Source organism: Hahella ganghwensis DSM 17046, assembly GCF_000376785.1.
GTDB classification, from domain to species: Bacteria; Pseudomonadota; Gammaproteobacteria; order Pseudomonadales; family Oleiphilaceae; genus Hahella; species Hahella ganghwensis.
The window spans coordinates 14,368-26,966 of sequence record NZ_AQXX01000139.1 but is presented as its reverse complement, the minus strand read 5'-3'; the positions used below and the strand labels follow the sequence as shown (position 1 = coordinate 26,966).

Below are 12,599 nucleotides of genomic sequence, written 5' to 3'. Positions count from 1 at the left end.
ATATAGTTTGGAAAAATCTGGAAATAGTTTGGGAATAATCTGGAGATAGTTTGGAAGAAGCATGACCGACGATCAGATGTTTTTGGTTTCAATGTGGATTACGGTATTTTCCGCCACTGGTGTTGCCGTCTGGCTATGGCTGATGCGTCGCCAGGAAACCGCTTTGTCAGCTCTTGCCGGTTTTTGTCTGGCCATGGCTGTCTGGTGTTTTGGACACATATTGGTCATTACCAGGGGCTCTCCGCAGGATACGTCCTCTCTTGGGGTTCTGTTACTGCTGAGCAATCCATTACTGCCCACTTGCTTCCTCCATTTTGTTCTATCGTGGCTTTCAGAGCCACTTGACCTCCCTCGACAATTGCGACGTCTGCTTCCCCTGTTCTACTTCACTGCCGTCATCGTCACCCTGGCCAGTTACCTGATGGATGGAGGAAAGCTTCTCCCCTGGCAATCCTTTCCGCAATTTATCCACCTGCAAGCCTGGGGCTGGCTCAATTTAGGTTACACCGTGTTTGTGGGCGTTCTGGCTCACCTGATACTGCTCGCCGCATTTTTGAACAGCCGGGGCAATCTGCGCCGATCGATCATTGCCATGTTTGCCACTGGCGCCTGGGGCTTTATCCTATCGACGTCCTTTATATCGCCCTCCGTTCACTTCGACCATTTTCCGTTCCCAATGCTCGCGTTACCCAGTTATGCCGTACTCGTGGTGTACAGCCTGGTCCGGTATCGTCTGGTCCGGGTTAACCGGTGGGTCAGTTTCGGCGTTATGTTTATCACCTTAATGACCGCCACTATGGTGGTGATGTCTGTCATTGTTGCGATTCTCGCCCAACTCGGCGTGGAAGGGCTGGCCAGAATCCCCATGAGTGAACTGGTTCTGTATTCGGCCCTGTTGCTGGCAGTCGCATGGGGCCTTTACCGTCCGATGACCGAGCTTGCTGAGCGTGTCGTCTATCCGGGTGGACGAATCGACCAGCAGACACTCAACCATTGGGTCACCACACTGAACAAGGCAGAGGACTGGTCACAACTGGTGGAAATAGCACAAACCCTTTGGACAGATAAAACCGGCATTAGTATACCGGTCTATCTGAAAACACCTGAGCGAGTCCCCCAGGCTCCTGCCATTGCCTGCTACTATCAAAACCAGGCAACGAATCAAATGAACAGAGATCATCATGACGGTCAGCGTGAGTGGCTTTGTGAGGCTATTGACTGGAGTGAACTCAGCCCCTCCCATCAAAGGCTTGGGGAGACATTTACGCGACTGTTGGCCTCTGCCTGCAGCAACCTTGAACGCTCCCTGCAATTAGCAGAAACCAAACAAAAACGCCTGGAAGAAAAACATCTGGTGGAACTCGGCGGGCTGACGGCGGCCATCGCTCATGAGCTTCGCAATCCTCTCAATATCATTACCATGGCCGCAACTCAGACAGATCCGGTCATCCGGGAACACATCAGCAATCAGGTCAAGCGCTCTGAGCTCTTGATCAAAGACATTCTAAGCTACGCCGGTCGCCTGGACCTGAAACACGAAACCGTGGACCTGTGCGGGCTGATTCGTAATGTCTGTAGCCAGATGCAGGCTATTCATGGCGTTCATATTGATCTGGAATTACCATCTTCTCAGGAAATAGAAGCCGATACGGGACGTCTGCAGCAAGTCTTTATTAACCTCGTTGAAAATGCCGCAGCCTTTGTCAGCCAGCGTCCGGATGGTCGCATCCTTGTGAAGCTGGATACAGAGGACGACAACTATCTGCAGATTGGAATACATAATAACGGACCTGCCATTTCCCCAGAGATGCATGGACAATTATTCCAGCCTTTTGTGAGCAAAAGGGCCGGTGGCAGCGGACTCGGACTGGCGATTGTCCGACGCATCATTGACGCCCATCAGGGACGCGTCTGGCACGGTCAGGATCCCGACTGGCCAGTCTCGTTTTATCTGCAACTGCCGATACGGCCGCCTCACCAACAACCACAGCTGAGTACGCCAATCCTATGACTCAACCCACCGTTTTGATTGTTGACGACGAATCCGCCTTCTGTGAACTATGTGCTATGTGGCTCACAAAAGCCGGGTATCAGGTGGAAACCTGTGGTGATGGAGCCAGCGCGGAAGCAATCTTTCAAAGTCGCCAGATTGATCTGGTATTACATGACCTGGCTCTGCCTCCAAGCTTTCGTCCGGAGGATGGTATCGCACTGCTCCCCCGTTATCAGGATCGCCCGGTCATCGTCATCACCGGACACGATGACAAACCTTTGGCGATGCAGGCAATTGAAGCCGGCGCCTGGGACTTCATCGGTAAACCCGTAGACCCGGAATTACTGTTGGTGGTGCTGGAACGCGCCTTGATCAAGCGGCGACTGACTCAGGAAGTTGAAAGGCTTCAACAAAATCAATCAGGCAGTGACGATCATCTGGGGTTGATTGGCAACAGTCAGGCGATGGCCGATACTCGTGAGCTGATTCGCCGTATCGCCCCGACGGATGTTCCCGTGCTGATCCAGGGACCCAGCGGCACCGGGAAAGAAGTCATTGCCAATGCACTGCACAAACACAGTCTGCGTCAGGATGGACCTTTCATTTCCGTTCATTGTGGCGCTATTCCCGGCGAACTTCTGGAAAGTGAACTCTTCGGCTATAAACGCGGGGCTTTCACAGGTGCAGACAAAGACCGGAAAGGATTACTGGCCATGGCACATCAGGGCACTCTGTTTCTGGATGAGATTGGTGAAATGCCACTTAATATGCAGGTTAAACTTCTCAGAGTCCTGCAAGAGGGAACCTACTACCCGGTTGGAAGCAGGGAGATGGAAAGCATCAACTTCAGGCTCGTTAGTGCCACTAACCGGATTCTGCCCGAAGCGATTGAGCAAGGTATTTTCCGCGATGACCTGTATTACCGTATCAAGGGGCTCACACTCACCACATTACCGCTGAAGGATCGACCATCGGACATTCCCGTATTGATACGCTATTTTCTGGAAAATATTCAACAGGATGGCAAAACGCTGCCCCTGGATGCAGATGCCATGCATTGGTTCTGCCACCAACCTTGGCCAGGTAACGTGAGGGAGTTACGCAATATTCTGGAAAGCGCGGCGGCTATTTGTCTCGGACAAACCATTACCCTTCAGGAAATACAATTAATCACCGGACAGGGCACATCGGACAAAACGACCTTATTAACCGGCAATGAGTCTTTGGATCAACAAGTCAGCCGGTTGGAAATACAGCTCATCAAGCAGGCCCTGGCCCAATTCCAGGGCAACAAAACAAGTGCTGCAGAACACTTGGGCCTGACAAGACAGGGGTTGCTGAAGAAGATTCAGCGATATGGGATTGTGACGGCTTAAGAGATGGGCTTTACGGTTGTACTACAAAGCAGAGAGTATTTCTGACACTTTACATTCAATTTCTGCGATCAGCTCAGGGTCCATATAGGCATATTCATCCGGAATGTCCAGGACATGAACTGCCTTATGATCCAACATGCGGGTGAATTCAGCAACGAGCCGATTCTTGTGCTTCTTTTCCATGACAAATATCACGTTGGCCCAGCGAATATCCGCTGGGCCAACAGTTCTTCTGGCTTTAGGACTGGTCCCTGCAGATCGGGCACTATAACCTGACCGCTTTTTCCAAACTTCTTCTGAACTGCCCCCCACTTTCTAATCGCGGTGTTTGAAAGGAATAGACTAGCAACACCCTAACGCAGCATGATTTTTTACAACACCATTAGGATACCCTTGTTCAAACAGTAAAGCCCCACCAGACGAACTAAATATTCGAACGATAATCCTACCAACCATGCCGGGAACCCAAGGCGCTGCAGTCGGCCCATTATAGTAGGCAGCGGTCCAATCAACTTCTACTTCTAAAAAAACTGTAGATCCCGGTCCATTTGCCATAATAATATCGCGACACTCACCTTCAATATCTGACATTAGTGGTGCGTTAGTACCGTCAGATAGGCCCACCAGGTTTCGCGCATCACCTCCGTCCCCTCCTAGCTGTTTACCAATAAGGTGCCCTCGCTCATGATGATAGGGATGAGCATTTCCCATATGTCCCTTGACTAAACCATTAGCCACTGACGCAGATGTACCACCGGCGGCCGATCCAACTACACTGATTGTCGCTCGGGCAAACAAGGGACGTCCTGTCGCTGGATCAGTTATGTAGGTTGTTGCTACTGGCATAATATATCTCCTTTATTCTCATGATCCTTGAATGGGTTAATTATTCTGTATATTGGAGCTCTCTAACATAAATAGTCTAAATAATGATTTGCTCACTTTTTATCAATGCGTTTTATTTTAAGAACACCCTTGAGCTCTCTATTGTCTCACTCGACAAACCCAGACCTCCGGCCACATCAATTCCCTAATTTCTTCATCGGCTAAGATTGGACTTCTCACCAATTCACACATAAAACTACCCACCACCACCCAGTTATCTGTAAAATTGCCTCTTTTAACCTCAGCAACGGGACAGCGTGATGGGTAGAGCCTTCCAAAACCGCAAAGAATCCATGGCCAAAACGGCCGCGGCCAAAACCAAGGTATACAGCAAATACGGTCGTGAAATTTATGTATGTGCAAAATCCGGTGGGACAGATCCATCAGGTAACCTGGCTCTGCGAGGCCTGATCGATAAGGCCAAAAAAGATCAGGTGCCCACTCACGTGATCGAAAAAGCGCTTGATAAAGCCTCCGGTGCCGGTGGCGAGGACTTCGCCGCGGCACGTTATGAAGGTTTCGGTCCCGGCAACTGCATGGTGATCGTTGACTGCCTGACAGACAATCCCAACCGTACCTTTGGTGACGTTCGTCTGTGTTTCACCAAAACCAAGTGCAAGATCGGCACTCAGGGCAGTGTCAGTCATATGTTCGACCACTGCGCTATCCTCGCCTTTGCCGGTGAAGATGAAGAAGCCACGCTGGAAGCACTGCTCGGGGCGGATGTGGATGTCACGGATATCGAAGTGGAAGACGGCAAAGTGACCGTTTTTACGCCCAATACAGAATACTTCAAGGCCAAACAGGCACTAATCGATGCTTTCGGTGAGATTGATTTCGATGTAGACGAGATTCAGTTTCTGCCTCAGACCACCACTCCAGTGGAAGGCGAGGATCTGGAAATCTTCGAGAAATTCCTCGACATGCTAAACGACCTGGATGATGTACAGAACGTTTACCACAACGCAGAAGTGTAAGCACAATCCCAGGGCCTGTTTAGGTTTCAGATGAGGCCCTGGAGTGTATGGGAAGCAAGAGTCCAGCTTCCCATACACACACCACTCAAATTCGCCCTCAGAGCTTGAATTTACCGACCATTGATACCAATCCACTATTTGCCTCAGATAGCGCATGAGTGCTTCTGGAGGTCTCTTCCGCGCTTTCATTGATATCATGCACTATGGTTTCGATGTGATTCATTATCTCGCTGATTTCCCCACTGACAGTACGCTGTTCATTCGCAGAGCTGGCAATCTGCAGGCTAAGCTCGTTAATCTGTGAGACAGACTCCGCCATGGAATCAAGACGGGAATTTACCTTCCGGGTGTTTTCAGCGGCCGAATGGCAGCTTTCTTTGGTTTTATCCATGGAATCCACGACTGATCCGACGCCGGACTCAAGCTTCAACAACATCTCATTGATTTCTTCTGTGCTGGTCTGAGTTCTTGCAGCCAGATTTCTCACTTCATCCGCTACCACAGCAAACCCCCTTCCCTGCTCTCCAGCCCTTGCAGCTTCAATCGCCGCATTCAAGGCCAACAGATTGGTCTGTTCAGCAATATCGCCAATGACCTTGATAATCGTTCCAATCTGAATGGTGTTCTCATTCATGTTCGAGACATTGGTCGCGGCACTGTCCACTTCCTCCAGTAGATCTTCCACGCTCTTGGAAGCGACCAATACGGTTTGCTTGGACTCCAGCGCTTCGTTGCTGACATTCTGAGTAAAGGAGGCTGCATTTTCCGCATTACTGGCCACATGTTCGGCAGAAGCACTCATCTCGGTAATCGCAACGACTGCCTGACCGGTCTCATCAGAGTGTCGGCGAATCACTTCCCTGTTTCTCTCGATTTGTTGTTCCACCTCGCCGAGATAGCCGGAAATCTCCTGACAGGACCCAGACACTGATTGCATCATCCCATGCAGGAATTCGATAAACTTGTTCACCGACTGCCCAATTTCACCGACTTCATCCTTGGAATTAATGTCAACCCGTGCCGTAAGATCTGCATTCCCCATCGACAACTGATTGATTTTTTCCCTGAGAAACACCAACCGGGTCGACAGTTTACGAAATGAAAAGAAACAAAATCCGACGATCAACAACGCCAGTGGAATCTGTATACCGGCCAGGGTTTTGATCACATTCACCGTTTGAAGATTCAGCAGTGATGAGGGAATCGCAAACGCCAGACTCCATGGCGTTCCCTCCATTTTCAGCACATATAACGTGTGCTCAACGCCCTTTTCATCCTCGAACTCTGCGCGGTAATAATCCCCGGAAACGCCCTGAGCCACCGCTTGGCTGACCTGATTCGCGAATGTGGAGGCTGAACGAACATCCGAGAGATTTCCCAGTATAAGCTCACGTTTAATCGCGTCGGTATTATTCAGAATTTTACCATCGTCTTCGACAATCAGAATCTGGCCTTTAAGCTTCTTCTCCATTTCCTGGGCCAGGTCATTGAAAAAGCCGAGTGTGACATCTATCGTTGAAACGCCATAAAAGGACCCGCTCTTGTAGATCCCCATTGCACAATTGGTTCTCGCTTCCGTACTGGCAGAATCCTTATATGCGGGAGCCCAGGCACATTGCCCACGGGGGGCATTCTGGCCATTCTTGTACCAGACCTGTTCATAGTAGTTCAGGGATTCCGCAGAGTTCCAATAGGTGTTGACGATCAGTTGATTACCGGCGTCCCGATGATAGAAGGTGCTGTATTTAACCCGTCCCTGCTCCCGCTTATTGGGAAGAGGCCAGATCCCACCGCCGAAAACCTTTTTGTCACCATACTGATCAATCATCGCAGGCAACAGGGCATCAATCTGATCGCTGCTGAGAGTAGCGACGGTCTGAGTGATGGCGCGTTGTTGGGCCTGAACTTTACTCAAGTCACTGAGAAAATTATCCGTCAGGTTTTCCAATACGCTGATGATATTGGTTTCTTCTGTTTCTTGGAGCTTGGGAGCGACAGTCTGGCCGATTCCGACCGAAGTAAGCGCCGCAATCAATACCATAAAAGCCAGGAAATAGACCGTGTAGGTATATTTGATTGAGTTCATTATCCCCTCCGGCGTTAGCCCTACTGACAGTCCCTAACCTCCATTGAATTTGCCAGCTATTGATTTTTTTTATCCAGAGTACAAACCACTTTCATCGTTCCAACTGACAAAGTTCTGAGGGGACGACATTTATCCTTAGGCAGGAGGCATCCGGCCGGTTATCCCACAGAGATAGGTCTGCACTGATTTAAGGTTAGACTAATCCCGCTATCCTTGCGGACAATTTCTACGAAGGATCGCCTACAAGGAGAATGTGAAATAGAATTTTCCCAGGGCCATGGCAACCACCAGGGTCAGGAAAGTGGAAAGCAAAGTGCCGACCAATACATATTCAGCAAACACTTTTTCCTCCAGTTGTTTGAATCGCGCAAAGCTTTTTGCCGCCATGATAAATGCCACGACGGATAATTGATTGGCCACCAGAATCACCACCAGAATGATCCAACGCTCCAGGATGCCGATAATCCTGCCGGCGTTATATTCCTGATCATCCCGTTCACTGGCCATCATCAATTGATCGGTTGTTTTATCCTCTACCGCCCGCCGGGGTTCCAACTGAAACAGATGAAACACCAGACGTATGATCAGGTTCACCTCATTAGCGGTTAACAACATGCCCAGCAAAATCACATTCAGCAATTGCCAGACATTTGGCTGCAGGGAGGGAATTAACGCGGAGTTTGTCTGCACCCACTCACCAGTGCGGACAACCCAGGGGGCCAAAGTCAGGCCTCCTTCGGCAAAAGCGAGACTGGAAACCGCCATCAGGAAAAGGAAACTGAACAGACGCAGCCCGTGACGCTCCGATTGTGCTGGCTGCAGGTGCAATTCAGCAATCAGAATCACTCCGAGTAGAACCGCACAGTAAAGCTGCATCAGGTGCCAGTTGAAACACAGAAGCCCCAGCAACTGCACTCCGATCATCGTCATCCATTGATAGCGGGTCAGGGGCCCATCCGAGAACAGGTATACCAGCCTGCCGATCATGCAGATATTCAAAAACAGCGTATATTCCATGAAAGTCGCTTTCCTTTTGCGCTTTTCTTTTATCTTAAAGGGTCTGGTTTATTTGCAGCGAAATATCGTCCAACAGCCCCAGCACGGATTCCAGAGAACCATCGGAAATGTTCTTGTACACCGCCTGCTCACTGATCTGTAGCTGCTCCGCCAGATCTTTCACAGACATTCCTTCAGACAGCCCCAAGAGAATCTGAAACCGGCTGCGCCGCCACTTGGCCGAAATATGAGAGAGTAGCTGCAGAGAATGATTACAAAGACTGTTCAGGCTATCCGGCAAGCCTTCCAGGCGCAACAGGTCTTCCGATTGCTTTAGATAGGTCATCCCTTCCCTGGCTCGATAAAATGCCGGCCCGTCCATCCCCAACGCCTGATCCGGATTAATATCTGTGGTGATGTCACCGATTCCGAGGGAAAAACGAATGCTGACAGGGTACAGCTCGTACATAATCCGAAAGACATCCAGCAACACCTGATCAGCACGGCAGAAGAGAGCCTGGAACTCGTCCCCCAGTGTGATGGTATAAGGCGATATTATCCCCGGGTTAGTTTGGGTCAGTCGTTGCAGGCAATGTTCCATTTTCCGCTGTAATTCAGCGCGCTCCTTAACCCGACGTGAAGATTTGATATCAGCGATTAACGCCAGTTTAGGCATAAGTGACATTTCCAGGCAGAACGTTACTTTCAACCATATTCATTCAAAGGCAAAAAATCAACCAATTTGGTTTAATCATAAAATACCAACCAGAATGGTTTAATATTCAAATAACAACCAGAATGAAATACCCGGGAGTTTCTGAAAACGCTTAAGACCGCCAGGGTATGGAAAACATCCGATCCTCTGTAGCCTACAGCGCACGCATGCCAGAATATTTAGGCTTTGCAGAGAAAGAGAATCCAGACCATACTTTCAATAGACGAGTGGTTGTTTCAACGCCACCCCATGAACTCATTCCTTCAGGACCCCCTCATTGAAACAGGACGTGCGATAATCATTACGAGGAAGCTCATGAGCTTACCAGGGATAATCGCAACAATCCTCCTACTATGCAGCCAGACAGCGGCGGCTCTCTCCATATGTTACGAGGAAGAACCCAAATACCCCTACACACTGGGTCATAATGCTCTGACACTGAGCAAAGGCGGCATCCTGATTGATATGCTCCGACAGACCACCGAGCAACATCAACTCCCTCTTGAACTACATGCCTGGCCCTGGAAGCGATGCCTTCAGGCACTTCAGTATAATCAAGTGGACGGCGCTTTTGCCCTGGTCTGGTCCAAGGAACGGGACAACATCGCTGTGTTTCCAAAGACCAGCGAGGATGCATCCTCCCCACCCAATGAGGAGTACCGACTCTGGCGGGCTCTGTACCCAATTTTTGTCATTCGTACCGGTCAGGTGAAATGGGACGGCCAGGTGATTACCGGACACAAATTGGGATTTGCCGCCCCCACCGGATATGTCGCCCAACAGAAGCTTATCGCCAGTGGCCTGCATATCGGTGCGGAGGTGAACAACCTGGAAACGGCCTTCAGGCTGATCGACATGGAGCGGCTGGATGGCTATGTCATCGAAACCGCTATCGGCATTCACCAGATCCGGGAGCTGTCCCTGAGTGAAAGGATCAGCCCTTTACCCAAGCCTTATATGTCAGCGAACTGGTATCTGGCACTCTCACACAGCTTCTATAACAACCACCGGGAGCTCGCCTGGCAGATTTGGACCACACTTGCGGAAGTCAGACGAACACAGGGCGCCCCTCTGATGTCCGACTACTTGCCGGATAGCGACATAATGCCATAACGCCTGGAATCTCCGCTTCTACTCAGACTGCGGTAAAAGCCTCCTTCTGAAACTTGCACATACGGGCCAGAATCACATCCGGGAATGACTCAATTCGGCTGAGATAGGTTTCCACCGCATCGTTATATCCATCTTTCATGAGGCTGACGTAGGTTTCCTGAGATTCCAGCGTCGTCATGAAGCGGCTCATCAGTTTCTGCTGCTTCAATTCAGGGTACTGTTCTGCCAATACCCTAATATCACTTGCCATAGCTTTTTCCTTCTCACTCCATTGCGCCATGTTGGCCTGACGAACCTGTTGCTGTAGTTCGGCACGGTTGAGAGTTATGCGTTCCATCAACGCTTTTTCATGCTTGCCGTATGCATTGACGGTTCTGACCAGATTATTGATCAGATCAAACCGGCGCTGCAGTGCGACCTCAATATTAGCCGCGTTCCTGCGTACTCTCTGACGCAGAAACACCAGATCGTTGTAGTGCATGATGATTGTCAGGACCAACAGATACCCCGCGGCAACAGAAGCTGTGGTCAGAAAGTGATGCGGAGCGAAATCACCACTTAACGCCTGCATGAACAGAGCAACGGCAATACAGGCGGCCACGGCGATTGTCAGCAGCCCCAACCCTCTGCGAGCCTTGTAAAGCATCACCCCCTGTTCTGTAAGATTACTCAGAATATAGGGCAGACCACCTTCTGCCGGGTCAGCTTTGACTTCCAGCTGAACAGGTTGCTCATCGGTGCTGGCTACGTCCGCATTCCCCAGCAGGTATACCTGATCTCCCATACGGACACTTTCCTCGACAAACCGCCAACTCCCCTCCGTTCTGGTTTCCTTGTGCTCAGTAATAATTTCTGCGCGGGCCGGCATCACTTTAACCTCGCCGCTTTTATCCTTGAGAAGAAAAGGCATGTCCTCCTGTTGATCCGTCCGTAGCTGCCAACGCTTGTTTTTTCCACTGCCGACACGCTCATATTCACGATACCTGAACCAGACACAATCGCAGTCGCTGAGTGGCCCCTTTAACGGCTCCCCTCCCGGTAACACCACTTTTCCTGTCACTTCATTAAGCCCCCAGGTCATTCCTGCAACGGGGGAAGTGGGAATATTCTCGATACAACGCTTCTGGCGGACGGTTTTAAGTCCCAACCAAGTCATCAGCACCAGCAAGACGCCCCCTCCCGCGACTGCCGCGATATAGGGGATATCAACTTTTCCAGCCGGCACCGGAGAAATGCTCAAGGTCTCATCATAAGGGAGGTATTCGGGCCACTCTAGATGAATATTTTCCAGCGCAGCGAACCAATTAAACGGTGTTCTGGCAAGGTAATGGTTACTACGCAGATAGGTCTTCTGCAAATAGTCGACAACGGCTTCCAGGCGACCGCGGTCATATTCATCCAACACTGCGGTCAACTGATCATATTGTTCCAGAGATCGATTCGATGACGACAAACCTTTTGCTGAACTCAACTGCTCCAGATATCGATTCATAGTATGGACCTGCTGTTGCCAGCGGTTCTGAACATCGGCCAGGTCCGCTCGGATCAGGTTCACCCCCAGATAAAGCAGCACCAGGTCCAATACGAGTACCAGAATAAACAGATAAGCAATCAATCGGTGCAACTGAACCGCCAGTGTCAGCAGATAAAGGGAGAGACATAACAGTGCCAACCCCGCAAATACCCAAAGTAACCCGCCTTTGCCAATATCCTGGATCACATCCGTCGGAGAAGCCCGGGAGATAATGGGACGGTATTGACCGAACTCCAGAAAGCTCAACTGTCCCTGCCCTGAATGGCGCTGCATCCATCCGATAGCCGTGAGACTTTGCCCCGGATATAACGCCCACTCTGTATAACGATGATCCCCCTGCGACTTCCGGGTAGCGATATCCACTTCCCAATCAATTACAGAGAGCGCTTCACGGGCTTTAACCCTGACGTCTTCTATACCATCAGTCACGATGAAATCAACGGCTCTTTGGGTATCCTCAATCGTGACCCAACGCTTGTCATCTCCCGATCCTCGTTCTTCCTCATGCAGATATCGGTAATACAGTGCCCCATTGCTGCTCAGCCGTGGTTGCAACGTTTTTCCCGAAGACTGAGTCGATCCTGTCAGGATGGCTTCTCCTTCGAGTATCGCCATCATCGGCGCAGAGGCAATACACTCCAGTTGCCAGACTGCCCGGATATCCGACAATCCCATCTGCAATACAAATACCGATAAGGCTGCCGCAATGAAAGCCAAAGCCGCAAAAATGATCCGCTTGAAAATTCCGTGCATGTCCCGGTCCAAATCTCTTTTAACTCAATACCGATGACTCCCCCTGCACCAAACACTAGCCCTAATCTGCTGTCCACAGCCTGTAACGCAAAGCAGGACGACAGACACGACCAGTGAGAACTCAGGGACAAGATAACGCCATGACCAGTGGTCACATTGTAGCAGTCTGGT

At 50.3% G+C, this 12,599-nt stretch carries 10 protein-coding genes; 4 read left to right on the top strand and 6 right to left on the bottom strand.

Features of this window, described 5'->3' with window-relative positions; genetic code table 11:
* The first annotated feature begins 61 nt into the window (after positions 1 to 61).
* Together F566_RS0126190 and F566_RS0126185 are read left to right on the top strand one after the other, a co-directional pair.
* The gene (locus tag F566_RS0126190; RefSeq protein WP_020410009.1) at positions 62 to 2,011 is read left to right on the top strand and encodes a sensor histidine kinase; all 1,950 of its coding nucleotides are present in this window, start codon (positions 62 to 64) and stop codon (positions 2,009 to 2,011) included.
* The gene (locus F566_RS0126185) at positions 2,008 to 3,369 is read left to right on the top strand and encodes a sigma-54-dependent transcriptional regulator (protein WP_020410008.1); all 1,362 of its coding nucleotides are present in this window, start codon (positions 2,008 to 2,010) and stop codon (positions 3,367 to 3,369) included. The genes F566_RS0126190 and F566_RS0126185 overlap by 4 nt, the downstream gene beginning before the upstream one ends.
* Positions 3,370 to 3,390: 21 nt before the next feature.
* Here F566_RS0126185 and F566_RS37790 read toward each other — a convergent pair whose 3' ends face one another.
* On the bottom strand, positions 3,391 to 3,552 hold the full coding sequence (locus F566_RS37790; protein ID WP_245555309.1) for a phosphotyrosine protein phosphatase: 162 nt from the start codon (positions 3,550 to 3,552) through the stop codon (positions 3,391 to 3,393).
* A gap of 159 nt (positions 3,553 to 3,711) precedes the next feature.
* On the bottom strand, positions 3,712 to 4,215 hold the full coding sequence (locus F566_RS0126175) for a DNA/RNA non-specific endonuclease (protein WP_020410006.1): 504 nt from the start codon (positions 4,213 to 4,215) through the stop codon (positions 3,712 to 3,714).
* Positions 4,216 to 4,514: 299 nt separating this feature from the next.
* On the opposite strand from F566_RS0126175, the gene F566_RS0126170 reads away from it, so the two are divergent.
* Positions 4,515 to 5,231 (top strand): YebC/PmpR family DNA-binding transcriptional regulator, encoded by a 717-nt coding sequence (locus F566_RS0126170; protein WP_020410005.1) that lies wholly within the window; start codon positions 4,515 to 4,517, stop codon positions 5,229 to 5,231.
* A gap of 97 nt (positions 5,232 to 5,328) precedes the next feature.
* On the opposite strand, the gene F566_RS0126165 is transcribed toward F566_RS0126170, so the two are convergent.
* The 3 genes from F566_RS0126165 to F566_RS34170 form a co-directional block, all read right to left on the bottom strand.
* Entirely contained in the window at positions 5,329 to 7,317 is a 1,989-nt protein-coding gene (locus tag F566_RS0126165; RefSeq protein WP_020410004.1) for a methyl-accepting chemotaxis protein, read from the bottom strand.
* Between the two features lie 240 nt (positions 7,318 to 7,557).
* Positions 7,558 to 8,334: a hypothetical protein gene (locus tag F566_RS37420; protein WP_020410003.1), complete on the bottom strand. Its 777-nt coding sequence runs from the start codon at positions 8,332 to 8,334 to the stop codon at positions 7,558 to 7,560.
* Between the two features lie 34 nt (positions 8,335 to 8,368).
* Positions 8,369 to 8,989 (bottom strand): SatD family protein, encoded by a 621-nt coding sequence (locus F566_RS34170; protein WP_020410002.1) that lies wholly within the window; start codon positions 8,987 to 8,989, stop codon positions 8,369 to 8,371.
* Positions 8,990 to 9,343: 354 nt separating this feature from the next.
* Between F566_RS34170 and F566_RS0126150 the strand changes: the two genes are divergently transcribed.
* On the top strand, positions 9,344 to 10,141 hold the full coding sequence (locus F566_RS0126150; protein ID WP_020410001.1) for a substrate-binding periplasmic protein: 798 nt from the start codon (positions 9,344 to 9,346) through the stop codon (positions 10,139 to 10,141).
* 22 nt (positions 10,142 to 10,163) lie between these two features.
* On the opposite strand, the gene F566_RS0126145 is transcribed toward F566_RS0126150, so the two are convergent.
* Complete coding sequence (locus F566_RS0126145; RefSeq protein WP_020410000.1) at positions 10,164 to 12,428, bottom strand: LemA family protein; 2,265 nt, start codon at positions 12,426 to 12,428, stop codon at positions 10,164 to 10,166.
* Between the last annotated feature and the right edge of the window lie 171 nt (positions 12,429 to 12,599).